This is a genomic window from Microbacterium sp. CH12i (genome assembly GCF_000685355.1).
GTDB lineage: Bacteria > Actinomycetota > Actinomycetes > Actinomycetales > Microbacteriaceae > Microbacterium.
The window spans coordinates 33,648-50,560 of record NZ_JHET01000001.1; the positions used below are offsets into that span (position 1 = coordinate 33,648).

The window sequence follows — 16,913 nt, forward strand, 5'->3', positions numbered from 1 at the left end:
TCAGTCCTGTCCGGTCGGCGTGTAGCGGCGGCCGGCGAGGTCGGCATCGGTCGTGCTGATGATGTCGGCGAGCGCCTTGGTGTAGCCAGAGCGCTTCGAGGGTGCGGCGGCGCCGTGCGAGTAGTGCGAGGCGGCGGCAGGATCCCACGGGAGTGCGCCGGCAACGGCGAGGCCGGTCTTTGGTGAGATCTCGCTTTGTGTATACCGGGTCACCGTAGTGAGCGGGCTCTTGGTGAGAACGAGTTTGAGGTAGTCGGCATGGCCGGCTTGTTCGAGCATGGTCATGAACGCGGGCTCAGCTGCGTAGAGCGCGTGGATGTCAGGGAGCGTGGTTCCTGTGACCAGCAGCACGGCTTCGGCTGCAGCGATGATCGGGCCACGAGGATCCCCGGGGACGAAGCGGCCTGCGTCGACGATGATGTCGAGATCGGGTGCGGCAGCAGCGGTCGGCAGCTGATCGATGGCGCGGAGCATGTTCGCCCAGAAGGCACTGGTGGTGCCGCGTGCGCCGCCGATATCGCTGAACCCTGGGATCGCGTAGCGGCCTTCTCCGAGGCTGATCGTCTGCCCGAAGAGGGTTTCGCCATCGAGGCCGCCGCGGAGGTTAGCGATCGCGGCCTCAGTGAGGCTGTGGGTGTGCTTGTACTGCCCGCGGAGGTAGCCAGCCAGCAGATGGCTGGTCTTGGCTACGTCGGCTTCCAGCAGCAATGCGGGGCGCGGCCAGTTGAGTGTCAGGGCCGCTGCAAGGGTAGATACTCCTGGTGCCCCGGACGTGCTGGTGAGGTAGATGATCGACATCTGGGCTACTCCCCTACGCCGTCGAGCACGATCGAGACGCGCTGAGTGGCGGCTCGCGCTGCGATGGAAGCGGCTTCCCTGGTCGGTACGACGACGTCGATAATCCAGACCTGGTTGGTCTCGTCGTAGGTGCTCGTGAATACAGTGGCCTTGAACGTGGTCGGGTCTTCCGTCGGCGGCTCACCCTGTGCGACCGGCGTATCAACGAGACGCACGGCATCGCCGGCTGAGAGACGGTAGGAGGGCAGCTGGCTGGTGGTGAGGGCGATCCCGACGATCGAGTGGTTCTCGGGCACTGGGAGGGTGTCGAGCACATTGGCGGATGTCACGAGAGATCCTGCTGGCAGATCGACGGCCGCTACTTGTCCGACAACAGTTGAGGCTTGGGAAGCGGTGAGGGTGTCTGTACTCTGCCCGCCGGCGATGGAGATCGTTGTGAGGTCTTCTTGTGTGATCGCTTCTCCGCGTTGCACATCGCTCTTGATGGTGAGCACGGAGACTGTCTGGGATGTGGTGGTGGTGACGTACCAGGTAGCCAACGCGCCGATGAGGACAATGGTGATGCCGAGCGCGATCATCCATATGCGGCGCCGCGACTTAGTGGGTTGCCCCACTGCTGCAGGGCGAGGCGGAACCTTCTCGCCGTTGCTGCCGCTGTTGCGTGCGCGCTTCTTCGTGGTCTCAGGGGCGGTTGTAGTCATGGGCTAGCTCTTTTCGATGGTTGGCAGGTAGGCCTCGTAGGCCACGGTGATGAGGAAGTTCCGGCTGGGTGCGCCGAGATTTTCGGTGATGTCGTCGAGGGTCTTGCGGTTGCTGTCGGTCATGCGGACGGTGTGCTTGACGCGCGCGTCTCCTGTAGCTGTGTGAACAGGCCGTGCGGGGCGGTCGAACAGGGGCGTGCGTTCGACGGTCTCCTCGTTGGCGTGAGTCGCTTCGTCGATGAGTTGAGGCAGTCTCGCGTACGTCGCTTCGATCGCATCCAGAAGCACGGTCTGGTGACTCCAACGCTTGCGTGCCATGTATGCCTGTAGGCGTTCGTTGAGCTCCTCGGTTAGGTGCACGGGAACACCCTTATTCGCGGTCTCTGCCACTCCCCTATCCCTGGACGTCGCTGTGCTGCGTTTCGCTGCGGCGCGGGGTGCGTTCTCTGCAGGTGCTGGTTCGGCGTGGGGTGCGACTGCAGGCTGTGTTGCGGGTGCATCTGCCGGTGCCGGTGCCGGTGCCGGTGTCGGTGCCGGTGCAGCGGGCGGGGTCGGCGCTGATTCGCTGTCGCTTCCGATTGCGGTCAGCGAACTCAGGTTCTTGCGTGCCATTAGTTCGTTCCCTTCAAGTCATGGGCGGGTACAGCATCCAGAGCTTCGCGGAGTTCCTGGGCGACAGTGGTGAAGTCGGAGATCGCGTTGCGAGTGCCACGGGTATCGCTGAACTGTGTGACGACCGAGCCATCGAGGAAGGCGTCGGCCACGCTCTTGCTGGTGCGGATGTGGCCGACGAAGCGTGGGAGCTTGAGTCCGTCGTCCAGAAGGTTTTCCCAATCCTCGAGTTGCCCGTAGATGCGGCGATCGATGCGGTTTAGCAGCACGCGGTAGGGAACGTTGCGTGGCTCGACGAGCTCACGGATTGTGCGTCGCAGCGGGCCGACGACTGGACCTTCGGGGATGATCGGCAGGATGCAGAAGTCCGATACATCCAGTACGGCGCCGAGAACGGCCGTGTCCGCAAGGCTGCCGGGGGTATCGATCAGTACATAGTCGTACTCGTTGGCGAGGTTGCGGATCCGCACGAGGTTCGCCGGGTCGAGGTCGGTGAAGACTTCGAAAGGCAGTTCGTCTGTTGCGTTCTCTGCCCATTGTGTCGACGTTTCCTGCGGGTCGACATCGATGACGATCACGCGGTGGGTGCGTGCCAGGCACGCGGCGAGGTTGATGGTGATCGAGGATTTCCCTACGCCACCCTTCTGCTGCGCGACTCCGATGACCTTCATCGGTCAACTCCGCGCATAATCGCCGCAACGCGGGTGCTGGTGTGCTGTTTCAGTAGCGACGTAGTGCCGCTGATAGGTAGGCAGATGTGCTCAGTCATGGCTGCATTCTAGCGCTTAGGTGCAGGGGGTATGCAAGCAGGCATGCGTAACAAGTGCGCAACTATGCAGATACATCAGCGCAAGTGCAGTGCAAGACCGGCACGAGTACCGCACCGGCATAGCACTCGTGATGCGCTTCAACATGTGCAGTTGCGATGCTAGGACTGCGCAATAACAGCGCTATATGTAGAAAGCGATAGACAGCCGATCGGCGCAACTGCGGCGCTGCGACTGTGCAATAACTGCGCAAGAAGACAGGCACATACAGCGCGGATATAGCGCAGTTACAGCATAGATACAGCGATAGAAGTGCAGTCAGCGAGCGCAGGCATGGCGCGAAGACTGCGCCGGGTGATGCGCAACTGTGTTTGGGGTGTGGTGCTTTATCAACGTAGTAGTCCAGCGATCGTGTGCCAAGAGCGGGATGGGGCGGTTGCGCTGCCGGGTGCCATCCGATGAGGAGGGTGCGCCAGAGCCGTTCTGAGGGCCTGTTGGCGCTAAAGGCGCGTGAAGGGCTTGGAAGACGTAGACAAAGCCTCTGGGGGCCATCCAGAGGCTTTGTCAGCTATAAGGGCCGCTGGGCCGCAGTCAGATATTCTGCTCAGCGGATGTGGAGAGTTGGGCGGCTATCTGCGGCGTGGCGCGTAGGGTGCGCGTTCGGTGACGTCGCCGCAGACGGCGGTCATGAGCTTGGTGCGGATGCGGTGCACGCGCCGGTTGAGGGAGTCTCGGCTGATTCCAAGCTCCTCGGCTGCCAGTTCGCGTTCTTTGCCGGGGTTGCCATCAGCGAGCTCGATGCGGGCGAGTAGGCGCACCTCATCGCCTGTCAGCGTCCCGTTGTCTATCGCCCAGGTGAAGAGAGTCACGAGGTCGCGGATGGGGTCATTGGTCGGCTCGGTGTTGGTGTCCACCAGGTGCTCCAAGGTCTCGTCATCCACGGCAGTCCAGGCGACCTCAGTGACCGCGCCAAACCCCTTCTCGAGCAGCTTCACGCACTCGAGGCGAATGTTGCCAGCGACGGAGTTGGTGCGGTGCAACGGGTAGCAGCGAATGATCTCCCAGAGGGCGCCGATTGTCGTCGCAGTCGCGTCGATGGGGGAGTGCCGCCAGATGTCGCGGACGCTCGCGCTTGTGCGAGCGAGACGGAATGCGAGGGCGAGGAAGGACTTCATTACGACCTTGCCGGCGATCTCGTCGCGTCGTGTTCGAGGGTGAGTAGCTGGATCAGAATACGGTCGCGGTCCTCAGCAGGCTGAGGCTGGCGGATGAGGTTCACCGCCTCGTCGCCGGTGAGCTCACCGAGTGCGCCAAAGCTGTGGCGCGCGGTGGCGAGGGTCGAGTTCCACTCATTGAGTAGAGCCCGTTCGAGCGGGGTGGCTGTGTTGGAGACGTGCATGAAATGGCCCTTCGTCGCTACGTCGGTATGACGTGGGCCACGTTCCTCAGACACCCAGGGTCAACGTCTGGATAAGCCAGGCGGTCTCGCGAAATGGGCTTTGGTCGCGGGCGAAGGTGCCGGTAGTAGGTGCGGGATCAGTCCCCTGGAAAACACCTGGTCAGCCGCATTTCAAGGACTGCCGCTACCTGTCCGCAATATTCGCGCAAGAAATCTTCGCCGGCTGTGTCCGGGAATGGAGGATTCCGAGGCCTATATGACGTAGAGCCCCACGTCGGGGCGCGACGACTACGACAGGAAGGACCGGGAACGTGGCAGATGACAGCTTCGATGACCAGACCTGGGAGAGCTTCAAGCCCGATGCTGCCCGTGCTATTCGAGCGACGCAGGAGTTCGAGGACGCGGTAGCTCGTACCCTCGATCGACCTTTCGACACCCAGACCTATGGCGGTGTGGAATCGGCACTCGAGGAGCTTCGCGCGGCTGCACCAGCAGCGGTGCGCGTCTCCCGGCTGACTGCGGCGGGTGCGTGATGGGCTTGCGTAAGCGCAAGACCGAAACGCCTGAGCAGAAAGTCGCACAGCCAGCTCGGGGGAGTGAATGGACAGCTGGCCGCGCATTCGGGCAGAAGGCCATCACAGGTGCGCTGCTGGTCGCAGTGGCATGCGGACCGCTTGCGCTGGTCACGGCATCGGTCAACAGCCAATCGAAGCCGGCAGTCGCTCATGCCGTCGTCGACGAGCCGCTCACTGCACAACAGCAGTCAGCGGGGGAGTACGGGGCCGCGTTCGTTGCTTCGTGGCTGAGTGCGACAAGTGATGACGAGGGGAACCTCGCTGAGTACATCAACCCTTCGTCGATCGGGCAGCTGTCTGCCACAGCGTGGACTTACCGAGATCTGGCTGTGGTGTCGATCGGGAAGACGGATGACTCCGACCTGCTCCGCGTGGTGGTTGCCGCAAACATCGAAGAGTTCGACATGGAGAGCGAGAGCGGCGCGACGATCTGGCCACGTCGCTACTTCGCTGCGACCGTACGCGTCACCGAGGCAGGAATGAGCATTGTGGGGCTGCCTGCACCAATCGCTGCTCCGGCGAAGGAAGACAGTGCGATCCGCCTGGCCTATAACCAGACTGTCCTTCCAACGTCGACTGCCCGGCAGACCGTTGAAGCCTTCCTTGGGGCATATCTTGCCGGCTCTGGTGACATCAGCCGTTACATCACGCCTGGGGCAGAGATCTCCGCGATTGCGCCGGCGCCATACATGAATCTCACGGTGAAGGACGTCAAGGGCGACGTCGAGCCGTCCGATGACCCCAGCACCGGGTCGGTGGTGCATGTGCTCGCGACCGCTGAGGTCTCGAGTGCCAGCGACCAGCGGCTGACCACGACCTACGCCCTCACGCTGACAGCGCGTGATGGGCGTTGGGAGACGACATCTGTCGATCTCACACCCCTCGAAAGCACACCCACAACCACGTCTCGCTAACAGAGACGCACCGAAAGGAATCAACTGAAATGTCTCTCTCTGAGTACCTCAACGACCTGTTCTCGACCTGGACCGACGTGGTGAAGGGCTTTGCGCTGCTCGCATCGATCATCCTCGTCATCGTCGTGGCGATCGTCACCCGCCTCGCCTGGGGAAAGCTCCTCGTCACAACACTGGTGGCCGGTTTCGTCATCTGGGCCGTCACTATGAACGGACTCGGCTGGTTCTCGCAGACCATCAACAACGAGACCAACGCTGCACCGGCCTCGGTGACAGTGTTGATCAACTACGACCTGGCTGCCTGACCAATGTCCAAAGAGGAGATCGCTCGCTTCTACACGCGGTCACGCCGATTCCCCAAGATGATCGGTCGGATGACCGATGGATCTCGGATTCCTGGGGGGCCGTACACGCTCACCCAGGTCGGCTTCGGTGGCGTTGCGCTCATGCTGCTGATGATGACGCGCACTCTGTGGAGCACAGGCGCGACTCTCCTCGATCTGGCCCTCACGGTCGGTGTCGCATGGGGTGTGACTTGGGTTGTCGGCCTGATACCGATGACCCGCCGCAACCTCGTCCTCGCATTCGTGGATGCAGCTGCGGCGATGCTCAAGCCTCACGGGGGGAGGTATCAGGAACGAACGATCCGACTCAACCGACCGCACCAGGCGATCGGCGCGACCCTGATGCCTACCCCCATGAGTGAGAGCAAGCCCGCAGAAGAACCCGACATCATGCCCGCTCTCGCCTCTACGCCTGAGCTCATATCGCTGGAACAACAGGCGACGACCGCACCCATCCCTGCGACGCACTCATCCCAGGCGCCTGCGCGCACCGCCGTCAGTGCGGTCGAGCGCCTGCTGCAGCAGACCAAGAACAACCACTAGGAGCATCCATCATGCGTATTCCCGCCGCGTCATTCGCCGGACACCTGATGTGGACTCGCACCGGAACGATCTGGGCGACATGGCGTCTACAGGGGCTTCCTCACGGATATGGGACGGAAGAACTGCAGTACCTCGTGCTCGGTCAGCACCAGGCGCTCTTCCAGTCGCTGCGCGGGGAGGCATTGCTGATCGGCTTGTGTGCCACGACCGACCCTGTCGACATCGTCGACAAGATGCTCGCCGGCGTCGACATCCGAGAGCAGCCCATCTGGGCAGAGGAGTGCGCGCTGACTTTGGACTCCCTCGAGGAGATCTCTTTGGGTGAGCGTGCGTTCTGGCTGGCCGTACCACTGGCTGCCGGCAATTGGCGTACACGATCGCGGGCTACCGTCCGTGCGGGCGTCGAGCAGTTTCGGGAGCAGCTGGCATTGCCGAGGATCGTTCCCTCACCGGCAGAGGTCGCATCTGCGATGGTCGCGGCGAAGGAGATCGAGAACCGAATCCCCGCAGACTTCAACGCACGCCCTTCCACTGTCGCCGAGCAGGTATGGATGGCGCTTCACTCGCAGCACCGCGGGTTGAATATAGATAGCTCGGTTCCCGAGACTGACGCGCTCGGCGGGATCGCCGAGGTTCCTGCCACACAGCTGCCCACCGCAATGCCGAACCCGTGGCTCGACGAGAGTGGCCAGTCGGACCTATCACCGTCAGAACTCAAGCGGTTTCTGCCCTTCAATCGCCGCTACCTCAAGGTGCAGAGCCCGCATTCTGAGGCACCCAGTTATCAGGTCTTGCAGGCCGTTGTCGGCGGCCCTAAGGGGGGCTGGCTGATGCCCGGCGTTGAGTGGATCTCCCGCGTTGAGCAGTACGAGCTCGACGTCGACTGGGCTATCCGTCTCACCGTGACTAGTGCCGAGGCGGTGAAGCGCCGCAACAAGCGTGCTGAGGAGCAGCTGCTCGACCAGGTCGATCAGCAATCAGGAACGCTCGCAATCACCGGTAGTGGATCGGATCTCGCTCAAGTCGCTGAATCCCTCGCGGCCTATCACGCCTCGCTCAACACCAGCGACAAGGAGGTCGAGGTTCAAGCGACCGTCATCTACGCCGTAGGTGGACCCACACCGGAGATCGCGCAGGCCCGTGCACGTTACGTCGCCGCAGACTACAAGGCCAGCGACTTCCTCCTCGAGGCGCCTGTTGGCGGGCAGGAAGAGCTCTGGTGGGGGATGCAGCCCGGCGTGCCCACGTCCCGGATCGTACGCGACTTGGCACAGATCACGACGGGCCGAGAATTCGCATCTGGACTGCCGATCGTCAGCAACACCCTTGGTGATGACCGCGGCATCCGCCTTGGCGACAACGTCACGACCGGCCGGCACACGCCGATCCTCATCGACCTGCACGGGAACATTCGCGCTGACTCCTCTGGAAGCTTCGGCGTGGTCGCGGAACTCGGTGCAGGCAAGAGCGTGCTGCTCAAGTCGGTGGCCGGCGACGTGCTGGATCGTGGCGGCCGGATCGTCGCACTGGACCGCACCGTAGCGCGAGAATACGCGACATTCGCGGAGTCGCTCAACAGCAAGGTGGTGCGGGTCGTGGACCTCCTCGAGCCTGAATGGTCCCTGGACCCGCTGCGAGTACTTGGCCCTCGAAAGGGGGCACGCATGGTGCAGTCACTGTTCGCTCTGATGCTCGGCATCCAGACGATGGACACTCGCGGGGTGCAGCTGTCTGGGCTGCTCGAAGCCGATTACATGGAAACAAACAAGATCAACAGCCTTGGCACGCTGATGACGCACCTGTCGCAGCTGGGGGAGCAGAATCCCATCGCAGCCGAATTGCTCGGCCTCATCCGCGTGGTGGCCAGCAAAGACTTCGGCGCCGTCCTGTTCGATGCAGCCATTCCTGCCCTGGATCTCGCCGCCGACGCGATCGTGTTCACCACACGCGGCCTGAACTTGCCAGACCGTTCCGAGGTTGAGAACGAGCACCTGTTCAAGCAGATGCCGATCGAGAAGATCGTCGGCCGAGCGATGTACGCCATGCTCGCGCAGCTGACCCGCGAGGTGTGCTTCTTGGAGCGCGGACGATTCGCCCTTGCGATCTTCGACGAGGCGCACCACATCACTGCCTCACGGGACGGCGAAGCCGAACTGCAGACATTCTTCCGCGACGGCCGCAAGCACGACGCCGCGGCCGCGATCGGATCTCACGACCCCCACGACTTCGGCGACGAGGTCACTCGAGGACTGATCCCCATCCGCTTCGTTATGCGCCAGCGGGACGAGACACTCGCCAAGCGCGCTCTGGAATGGCTGGGCTTGCCCGCAGACCAGAACATGGTGCGCGAGGTCATGACGAATCTGAGCCCGATCGGCGCTGACCGGAAGGTGCCCGTCGAGCGTCGCGGCGAGGGGATCATGCGTGATGTCCGTGGCCGTTACGGGAAGTTTCGCAAGACGCTCCCCGCCCGCCCCGAGCGCCGTCAGGCGGTGCTCTCCACTCCATCCACTTCGACCGTGGAGATTTCATGATCACGTACTACGCCGATGCCTTCCGCACGATGGGCGGGTGGATCTGGCGAGCTCGCATCTGGGCACACCAGCACCCTGCACGCGCGCGCGTCCTCGCGGTGGTCTTGCTGGTCGGGTACTTCGTCTTCGCCCAGGCGAGGGCAGCACACGCGGCCGGTTTCCTCCCCGATGGTGTCGACTACACCGATTCTCACGGCAACGCCTTCTCGCAGTACACGACTATCGACATCGACGCGGGTGATGTGTGGAGCCCCGGAAAGGTCGTCGTCAACTTCGTCGTGCAGCTGCTCTGGTCGATCCAGTACTTCGCAACAGGCGTGATCCTCTGGCTGTTCGACTTCCTACTCAGCTTCGAGTGGGTGGCATGGTTGTCTACCCCGTTCAACACCCTCGCAGTGTGGCTGCAGGAACAACTCGGTGAGCTCAACTGGATCCCCTTCGCCCTGATGATCAGCGCACTCGTCGGCGGCCTCGCGCTATTCGTCGGCCGAGTCTCGGGCGGTCTCTGGGAAATGCTCATCGCGGCCGTCATCGCGGTGCTGGCAGTTGGTGTCCTCGCCAACCCCGTTGCATCCCTGACTGCTGCAGGCGGCGTTCTGGATAAGGCGCAGGATTTCGGTGGGCAGTTGGCCACATCGATCGTCGTGGATGCTGATGCACAAACAGATGACACGTCATTGTCGGCGTCCGTGAATGCCACGCTCATGGATGTCTTCGTGCGGATCCCGTTTCAGGTGATCTCCTACGCGCAGGTGCTGCCAGATCAGTGCCAAGGATCGTTCGACACCTTTATCCAGACCGGCGAGCCGCAAGCGTCGTTACGTGATTGCGCCCCGGAGGCTGCGGTCTTCGCCCACGATAACCCTGGCGGAATGAACATCCTCAACGCGATGGTCAACGGTGGTGGTGTCACCGTCATGTTCATCTTTGGGATGGTGATCGCTGCGCTGCTGATGATCTCTGTGGTGTTCTTCCTGATCGCCGCGATCAAGGCGATGCTCATGGTCTACCTCGCGATCCTCCCGATCAACCGCGAGCCGCTGTGGAAGGCGCTCTCGGACATGTACATGGGAGCGATCAGCCTCATGGTGATGACAGTCTGCTTAGCGCTCTATCTCAAACTCACTACCTGGATCATGGGCCAGACCGGCGGGCTGCCGCATCAGTTGCGGATGGTGTTCCTGATCCTCTTCCTGATCATTGTGATCATCCTGATCTTCCGCGCCCGCCGGGCAACACTGCGCGCCGGCCACGGAGTCGCCCAGCACTTGAGCAAGCTCGGCCTCGGCATGCGTCCGATGCCGAAGGACTCCAACGCACTACTCAAGATGAGCGCGATCGCGAGCATGGCGAACACCGCATCCGGTCTACTCAAACGGCTCCCCTCGAAGAGCCCCGGGCTCGAGGCCAAGCCGCTGCCACAGACGCCGGTTCCGGAAGAGCCCATCAACCTCACACAAGTACGTACCCCTGGCTCGCCCCCAGGAGGCTCCGGAGGCAGCGCAGGGGCTCCCAGGGCAGCAATCGGTGCAACCGGTGCGCACAGGGCTCTCGGTGCCGCTGGTGCAGCCACAGCGGTTGCCAGGGGTGCCGCCACAGGCGGAGTGGCGGGTGCCGCGACCGCGGGTGCGGTGGTCGTCGGGAAAGCGGCTGCGAGGAAGGCAACAGGTAAGGCGGCCTCTGCAGCCACGAACGCCCTAGTACGTCGTACGACGCCACAGGCAGCCCCGGTTGATGTCGGCGAGCTCAAAGTGGTCAAGAGCGCCGAGTCCACCCCAAGCCGGATCGAGGTCGATTCCCGAGGCGTGGCTACGGCGCGCCGGAAGACGACGAGCCCGGTCCAGAACATCTCATCTCTGCCTCAACGGCCGGTGCAGCGACCCTCAACACGAGCACTCGAGCGACGCCAGCAGCTTGAGGCATACCGACCCAAGGCGCTGGCCAACTGATGTCCACCGACGCCGTCGACGAAGAGAGCGGATCGCTCTGGAATAAGCTCCTTGCGATCGGCCTGGTACTCGTAGCGGTGTTCGTGCTTGTGGTCGGTGGATTCTTCGCCGTGTTCATGGGCGTTATCGCCGCAGCGGCCGGTGCAGTGGGCGATGAGACCCAGTGCGTGCCGCAGTCGACGACGGGGTGGGCGGGTATTTCATCTGAGGCATCAGCCGCCGCGGCACCTGACTCGATGGAGATCCCGTACGGGAAAAACGGAACAGTGACACTCGACGCAAAGCAACTAGCGATCGCGTCGCGGATCATCGCCATTGGCAGCCAGCTGCGTGTTTCAGACAAGGGGATCAAGGTCGCGTTCATGACTGCCCTGCAGGAATCACGCCTGAGAATGCTGGCGAGCTCGCGAGTACCGGAGTCCCTCGACTACCCCCACGACGGGGTCGGCAGTGACCACGACAGCGTGAATCCCTTCCAGCAACGCCCCTCGTCTGGATGGGGCAGCGTTGCAGAACTCATGAATCTCGACTACTCGATAAAGGCATTCTTCGGCGGTCCAGACGGACCCAACGGCGGCTCCCCACGCGGTTTGCTCGATGTCAGCGGCTGGGAGAGCATGCATCCGGGCGAAGCCGCGCAGACAGTGCAAGTGAGTGCGTTCCCGGATGCGTACGACAAGTGGGAGGCGGCGGCCGAGCAACTGATGAGCACGCTGGGACCTGGCGTTGCCGACTGCAGCGGGGGTGTCACCGGAGAGATCGCGCTGCCTCTGCAGTCGGACTACAACCAAACCAGCGACTACGGCCCTCGCAACGCGGGAGTCGCTGGTGCTTCCAGCTGGCACGCCGCGATCGACTTGCAGCGCTGGCCGGCCCCGTGCGGAGATCCGGTCTACGCGATCTTGCCCGGGAAGGTCGTTCTTTCGAGTGCCCTTTGGCTGTCGATCGAGCACGCAGACGGCTACGTCGTGTCCTACCTGCACATGTTCAAATCGCAGCGTCTCGTCGACGTCGGCGACACCGTTGAGGCTGGCCAGCAGGTCGGGGTCACAGGCAACGTGCAGCCGTCGAGCGGATGCCACCTAGATCTTCGGATCAATGTCGAGAACAACACCAACCCGGATGTAGCCGGACTGATCCTCTCGCAGAATGAGACGCGGATCCCACCCGCGCGAGACTCCTGGAACTACAACTACGTCAACCCGGAAGACTTCTTCGCCCTCTGGGGAGTCGAGCTTTGCCCCGCCGGCACTTGTAAATAGCTGTTGCCACCAAGGCTTCCGGGATCATCGAGCGGGTAGTCTACAAAGACCCCCAAACCCGCAAGATTTTCTGATTATCCAGACGGTGATTGTGACCGATCCAGACGCCCCCGACGTCAATGATCCGGCCCAGAACAGTGCGCAAGCACGCACAACGGCAACCGGCTATCGTTCCGTGTCGTATTTCCTCCCGGCATCCCTGCATGCGCGGCTCAAGGCCGCGTGGTGGGCGACTCGCGATCTCGTCGACGGGGCGCCGACGCTATCAGCGCTCGTCGAGCGGATCTTCGTCACTGAGGTTTCTCGACTCGAGCAAGAGCACAACGCCGGAGCTCCGTTTCCCGAGGCGCCGCGTGGAGCTCAAGGGCACCGAGGGTCGTCATCAGAGGATCACCGCTACGTCGCCTACTACCTCCCCGCGCTCCTGCACACGCGGCTCAAAGCGGCATGGTGGGCGACGCGCAGCGCTACCTCACCGACACTGTCGGCGCTCGTCGAGCGAGTCTTCGTCGAGGAGGCGAGCCGACTCGAGGGAAGCCATAACGCAGGCGAGGTCTTCTCACCTGCGCCGGACTCGGCTCGTGGCGTGAGTGTGGCAGCGGCCCGCCGGCAGGGTGAGTGGTTGCGCCGAGAGTGGGAGACACGTCGTGGAGAAGCGACGACCGACTCTTGAGCGTGAGTGATCTAGGGCGTGTTGCTAAATCCTGTTCCGCTTGGCGGGCGATCCTTGAAGCGTGTCGCGAGATGTCATCACAGACGAGGCGTGGGAGCTGATCAAGGACGTGTTTCCGCCGGCGAGGACGCGTGGTCGCCCTCCCGTCGATCGACGCATGGTTGTCGAGGCGACCGCGTGGCGGTTCCGGACGGGGACGGCGTGGCGTGATCTGCCCGAGCGGTTCGGGAACTGGAACACGATGTACAAGAACTTCCGTCGCTGGGCGGCCGACGGTGTCTGGGAAGACCTCCTCACCCACGTGCAGAAGCGGGCGTCTCTGCAGGGCGAGATCGACTGGGTCGTGTCGGTGGACTCCTCGATCGCGCGTGTCCACCAGCACGGCGCGACCCTGCCCCGCGACACGGGGGGCTCCGGCGAACTACAAGAAGTACGGGCCGGAACCTCCTGACCACGCGATCGGCCGGTCACGAGGCGGTTTGACGACGAAGATCCACCTCGTCTGCGACGGGCAGGCGCGGGCGTTGGCATTCGTGCTCACGGGCGGGCAGATCGCAGACACCAGCATGTTCACCGACACCCTCGACGAGATCCACGTCCGTGGCCGAGGCCCTGCACGCACGAGACCCGACCGGGTGCTCGCGGACAAGGGCTACCCGTCAAAGAAGAACCGGGCGTGGCTGCGCGAGCACGGCATCAAGGCCACGATCCCCGAGCGCGACGACCAGATCGCGCACCGACGCAAGCGACCCGGTCGCCCGATCAACTTCGGCCTCGAGCAGCAGCAACGCTACAAGGGCCGCAACGTCGTCGAACGATGCTTCAGCTTCATCAAGCAGTGGCGAGGACTCGCGTCACGCTACGACAAGACCGCCACCTCATACGCAGCCGGACTCAACCTCGCCGCAGCACTCCAATGGATATAGCAACACGGCCTAGTGGGCATGCCACCGCTCATGCTGCACAGCTATAGCGGCAGGTCAGCGCTACACAACTAGATCCGCGGAATACCGGCAAGTCCGAGGGATCGAGTTGTTCCCTCGATGTCGCGGGTGCTCTAGCTGCGGTGTTGTGAGGATATAGCGCCCCTGGATATTACTTACAGCTGGGGGAGGTCTGGCCCCGCTCCCGCTTCCGCTGGTCGCTTGGCGGGGCCAGCCTACCACGGGTGTCAAGTGCGGAGGTGGCGGCGATATTGCGCCGATGTGGTGATGATCTGCGCGCAACACCACATCGGTAGAGCTCCAACTCTCGCGTTGAACACCCTCGATGCCGGGGACACCATAAGTGCGTCAGAGAAGGAATCTCCAGAGCCTCTGTCCGCGAAGACCGATCCGTGCGGCCTATATGACTCAGAAGGATGCGAGATCCGCATCCGAACTCAGGAGGCCTGGATCATGAGGAAGCTCAGCATCTTGCGCATGCCCCACAGTCGGAGCGCCGCGCGTAAAGATCGGGAGCGACCGTTCGCGGTCGGTGCGGCGGGTGGCATACAGGCATCGGTCCCGGTCGATCCCGTTGCGGTCATTGACGAATACGCGAGCACCTTGCTGGGGCGGTCGATCGATGGCGACGGCGCTGGCACCGAGGGATGCCCAGGGTGCGGCGAGAGCTTCGATTCGCGATGGAACTTCTGCCCCGGCTGCCGATATCTCCTGCGAGTGCGTTGCCACCGCTGTGGTGGTCGAGTCAAGCTCGGGCATCTGTGTCGACGGGTGCGGGGGCTGTGATGGCGACTCGAGTAGTGCGGTCGCCGGCACGTACGGCAGCAGGCTCGTTCTCCCCGCTGGGTGTGTTGCCGCGCCGTCAGCTGACGGGGGTGGTTCCCGCTGTCGTGGCATTAGCGGCCGCGGCGTCGTGAGTGGGGTGAACGTGCAAGCTCAGTTCACAGACGCGATCGCGCTGGTGTGGGTGGTGGCGATGGCAGTCGCCGCGGCCCTCCTGATCTCCGGCGTGCGTGCGTTCCAGAAGCAGGGTCGTCTCGATCCGGGCATCGAGGCGGTGCTTCCTTCGCTGGGGGCTTCCCGTCCGTCACGGGATCTGGTGAGGGCTGCTCGTTGGACTCGAGGATGGGTCGGCGTGCCTCGCCGAGTCGTGATCCGGTACGCCTCGCACATTGACGATCAGGATCCTCGATTTGTCGAACAGATCGTGACGTCGTTCTCTCGCCGGCTGGGGGAGGAGTACCGGGTGCTGAAGCATGTCCCTCGTCGGTGTGTTCTCACTCTCGAGCTCGCGCCGCCATCAACCCCCGTCTCTCGGGAGCGGCAACGTGCCGAGCAAGTAGCGAAGCTGCTACTCGGAGAAAGCTCCAAGGTGGACATCACGACCGACCCTGACAGCGGGGAAGTTCGCCGAGTGCAGGTGAAGCACGACATGGGGCCACGCCTGGCCATCCCCATCCGGCGGATGCAGGTTGAGAAGGTGATCTCGTCGATGTTGCCGGGCCGATGGCGTGCGCACTGGGATCTGGAAGGTGACGAGGTCACGTTCGAGATCCGGCCACCGATGCCTGACATGGTGTTGCATGAGCCGGCGCCGTCTACGAAGCAGCTGACGCACTCGGAGTACAAGTCGTTCAAGATCCCGATCGGTGTCGACGAGGACGGCTCCATGCAGTGCTGGCAGCCCTCGGTCTCCCCGCACATGCTCGTGATCGGTGGCACCGGATCGGGAAAGACGTCTTTCCAGCACACAGTGCTCACTCACCTGGCGCAGGCGCGGTGGCGAGTATGGGTGCTTGACGGCAAGCGGATCGAGTTCGCGGGATTCCGGACGTGGCCCAACGTGGAGCTTGTCGCTGCGCGTGTTGAGCACCAGGTGCGGATGCTGCACGCTGCTCATGAGTTGATGGAGCAGCGATACACCCAACTCGAGCGCGGCACCGCTCGTCTCGAGGACTTCGAGCCGCTCGCGCTGATCATCGACGAGTACGCGACGTTCAAGGCGCGAGTGCAGCGATGGTACAAGACGGTGAAGCCGAAGGGTGCCCCGACGCAGGCTCCGGTTCTTGAGCTCCTCTCGGATCTGGCTCGCCTCGCCCGTAGCGCGAAGATTCATATGCTCCTCGGCATCCAGCGCCCTGACGTTGAGTTTCTGGGTGGTGAGATGCGCGACAACTTCGGTGCACGTCTTTCGCTCGGTCGTCTCTCTCCCCAGGGCGCGATGATGATGTGGGACTCACCTGCGATCGGTGTTGCCTTGCCGCGCAACAAGCGAGGCCGTGGCGTCACCCTGAGCGCGGACTCCCTGCCCGTCGAGATCCAGGCTGCCTACACCCCAGATCCGGCGAAGCTCGACAAGTCAGACGCTGCCGATTGGGAGCATCTGCGCTCTCTCACTCCGGCCGAGACCGATCACCCTCGCAAGATGATCACAGAGGCGAGTCCGCTGATCTCCGGCGACGATGAGATCCCTCCCACATACGACGACTGGGTCGGCACGCGGATCACCCTGTTCGACGGCATCGAGGACTCTGTTGTCGTGACGCCACCCGTAGTGCTCCCGAGCAACGTTGTTGCCCTCGGCGCGCGCAAAGCCTCGGTTCGGTTCGAGCCCGTGCCTGAGCCCGATGACGTGGAATCGGCTGCGGATGTCGACGAAGGCGGATATGGGGAGATCTGCGAGGGTGCCGCGGGGGAGTTGGAAGTCGGAGACCTGGTGCTGACCGATCCGAGCCTTGACCTGTGGGTCGTCGTGGAATCGGTGGAGCCGGACATCGTTGACGACGACGCATTGGCGATCGAGTACCGCGAGCTCGAATCCGGCGACGAAGGACTCATGACGGTCGCCGATAACGAAGTACTCACCTACCGGCACCCCGAAGCAGCATGAAAGGAACG

The 16,913-nt window shown here is 63.1% G+C and carries 17 protein-coding genes; 10 read left to right on the forward strand and 7 right to left on the reverse strand.

Features of this window, described 5'->3' with window-relative positions:
* From DC31_RS00205 to DC31_RS00230, 6 genes are all read right to left on the reverse strand, one after another.
* Complete coding sequence (locus DC31_RS00205) at positions 1–798, reverse strand: hypothetical protein (RefSeq protein WP_036275686.1); 798 nt, start codon at positions 796–798, stop codon at positions 1–3.
* Positions 799–803: 5 nt separating this feature from the next.
* Positions 804–1,499, reverse strand: a complete 696-nt coding sequence (locus DC31_RS00210) for an SAF domain-containing protein (RefSeq protein ID WP_051606259.1) — start codon at positions 1,497–1,499, stop codon at positions 804–806.
* Between the two features lie 3 nt (positions 1,500–1,502).
* Positions 1,503–2,111, reverse strand: coding sequence for a hypothetical protein (locus tag DC31_RS18315; RefSeq protein WP_051606260.1), 609 nt, complete (start codon positions 2,109–2,111; stop codon positions 1,503–1,505).
* Entirely contained in the window at positions 2,111–2,782 is a 672-nt protein-coding gene (locus DC31_RS00220) for a ParA family protein (protein ID WP_036275697.1), read from the reverse strand. The genes DC31_RS18315 and DC31_RS00220 overlap by 1 nt, the downstream gene beginning before the upstream one ends.
* A gap of 725 nt (positions 2,783–3,507) precedes the next feature.
* Complete coding sequence (locus tag DC31_RS00225) at positions 3,508–4,053, reverse strand: hypothetical protein (protein ID WP_036275701.1); 546 nt, start codon at positions 4,051–4,053, stop codon at positions 3,508–3,510.
* A complete protein-coding gene (locus DC31_RS00230; RefSeq protein WP_036275705.1) occupies positions 4,053–4,277 on the reverse strand; it encodes a hypothetical protein in 225 nt (74 codons plus the stop codon). The genes DC31_RS00225 and DC31_RS00230 overlap by 1 nt, the downstream gene beginning before the upstream one ends.
* 311 nt (positions 4,278–4,588) lie before the next feature.
* On the opposite strand from DC31_RS00230, the gene DC31_RS00235 reads away from it, so the two are divergent.
* The 9 genes from DC31_RS00235 (at position 4,589) to DC31_RS17925 (ending at position 13,997) form a co-directional block, all read left to right on the forward strand.
* On the forward strand, positions 4,589–4,810 hold the full coding sequence (locus tag DC31_RS00235; RefSeq protein ID WP_036275706.1) for a hypothetical protein: 222 nt from the start codon (positions 4,589–4,591) through the stop codon (positions 4,808–4,810).
* Positions 4,810–5,766 carry a conjugal transfer protein gene (locus tag DC31_RS00240; protein ID WP_036275707.1) on the forward strand — a complete coding sequence of 319 codons (957 nt, stop codon included), beginning with the start codon at positions 4,810–4,812 and terminating at the stop codon, positions 5,764–5,766. Before DC31_RS00235 ends, DC31_RS00240 begins: the two co-directional genes overlap by 1 nt.
* Before the next feature lie 29 nt (positions 5,767–5,795).
* Positions 5,796–6,071: a hypothetical protein gene (locus DC31_RS00245; protein WP_036275708.1), complete on the forward strand. Its 276-nt coding sequence runs from the start codon at positions 5,796–5,798 to the stop codon at positions 6,069–6,071.
* Positions 6,072–6,140: 69 nt separating this feature from the next.
* Positions 6,141–6,653 carry a hypothetical protein gene (locus DC31_RS16680; RefSeq protein WP_152545291.1) on the forward strand — a complete coding sequence of 171 codons (513 nt, stop codon included), beginning with the start codon at positions 6,141–6,143 and terminating at the stop codon, positions 6,651–6,653.
* Positions 6,654–6,664: 11 nt separating this feature from the next.
* Positions 6,665–9,187, forward strand: coding sequence for an ATP-binding protein (locus DC31_RS00255; protein WP_036275709.1), 2,523 nt, complete (start codon positions 6,665–6,667; stop codon positions 9,185–9,187).
* Positions 9,184–11,136, forward strand: a complete 1,953-nt coding sequence (locus tag DC31_RS00260) for a hypothetical protein (protein ID WP_036275710.1) — start codon at positions 9,184–9,186, stop codon at positions 11,134–11,136. The genes DC31_RS00255 and DC31_RS00260 overlap by 4 nt, the downstream gene beginning before the upstream one ends.
* Entirely contained in the window at positions 11,136–12,398 is a 1,263-nt protein-coding gene (locus tag DC31_RS00265; RefSeq protein ID WP_051606262.1) for a M23 family metallopeptidase, read from the forward strand. Before DC31_RS00260 ends, DC31_RS00265 begins: the two co-directional genes overlap by 1 nt.
* A gap of 91 nt (positions 12,399–12,489) precedes the next feature.
* On the forward strand, positions 12,490–13,071 hold the full coding sequence (locus tag DC31_RS00270) for a hypothetical protein (RefSeq protein WP_152545292.1): 582 nt from the start codon (positions 12,490–12,492) through the stop codon (positions 13,069–13,071).
* 61 nt (positions 13,072–13,132) lie between these two features.
* Positions 13,133–13,997, forward strand: a protein-coding gene (locus tag DC31_RS17925; protein ID WP_442921823.1) for an IS5 family transposase whose coding sequence is annotated in 2 segments (ribosomal slippage) — positions 13,133–13,477 and positions 13,479–13,997 — 864 coding nt in all. Because the reading frame shifts where the segments join, the coding sequence is not laid out codon by codon here.
* Between the two features lie 426 nt (positions 13,998–14,423).
* On the opposite strand, the gene DC31_RS18320 is transcribed toward DC31_RS17925, so the two are convergent.
* A complete protein-coding gene (locus DC31_RS18320) occupies positions 14,424–14,774 on the reverse strand; it encodes a hypothetical protein (protein ID WP_036275713.1) in 351 nt (116 codons plus the stop codon).
* Positions 14,775–14,943: 169 nt separating this feature from the next.
* Between DC31_RS18320 and DC31_RS16685 the strand changes: the two genes are divergently transcribed.
* Positions 14,944–16,905, forward strand: coding sequence for an FtsK/SpoIIIE domain-containing protein (locus DC31_RS16685; protein ID WP_160173183.1), 1,962 nt, complete (start codon positions 14,944–14,946; stop codon positions 16,903–16,905).
* Positions 16,906–16,913: the final 8 nt, after the last annotated feature.

Bases quoted from the DNA above. Each gene is read 5' to 3' on its own strand.
- DC31_RS00205 (WP_036275686.1), bottom strand. From the start codon at position 798: ATGTCGATCATCTACCTCACCAGCACGTCCGGGGCACCAGGAGTATCT.
- DC31_RS00210 (WP_051606259.1), bottom strand. From the start codon at position 1,499: ATGACTACAACCGCCCCTGAGACCACGAAGAAGCGCGCACGCAACAGC.
- DC31_RS18315 (WP_051606260.1), bottom strand. From the start codon at position 2,111: ATGGCACGCAAGAACCTGAGTTCGCTGACCGCAATCGGAAGCGACAGC.
- DC31_RS00220 (WP_036275697.1), bottom strand. From the start codon at position 2,782: ATGAAGGTCATCGGAGTCGCGCAGCAGAAGGGTGGCGTAGGGAAATCC.
- DC31_RS00225 (WP_036275701.1), bottom strand. From the start codon at position 4,053: ATGAAGTCCTTCCTCGCCCTCGCATTCCGTCTCGCTCGCACAAGCGCG.
- DC31_RS00230 (WP_036275705.1), bottom strand. From the start codon at position 4,277: ATGCACGTCTCCAACACAGCCACCCCGCTCGAACGGGCTCTACTCAAT.
- DC31_RS00240 (WP_036275707.1), top strand. From the start codon at position 4,810: ATGGGCTTGCGTAAGCGCAAGACCGAAACGCCTGAGCAGAAAGTCGCA.
- DC31_RS00245 (WP_036275708.1), top strand. From the start codon at position 5,796: ATGTCTCTCTCTGAGTACCTCAACGACCTGTTCTCGACCTGGACCGAC.
- DC31_RS16680 (WP_152545291.1), top strand. From the start codon at position 6,141: ATGACCGATGGATCTCGGATTCCTGGGGGGCCGTACACGCTCACCCAG.
- DC31_RS00255 (WP_036275709.1), top strand. From the start codon at position 6,665: ATGCGTATTCCCGCCGCGTCATTCGCCGGACACCTGATGTGGACTCGC.
- DC31_RS00260 (WP_036275710.1), top strand. From the start codon at position 9,184: ATGATCACGTACTACGCCGATGCCTTCCGCACGATGGGCGGGTGGATC.
- DC31_RS00265 (WP_051606262.1), top strand. From the start codon at position 11,136: ATGTCCACCGACGCCGTCGACGAAGAGAGCGGATCGCTCTGGAATAAG.
- DC31_RS18320 (WP_036275713.1), bottom strand. From the start codon at position 14,774: ATGCCCGAGCTTGACTCGACCACCACAGCGGTGGCAACGCACTCGCAG.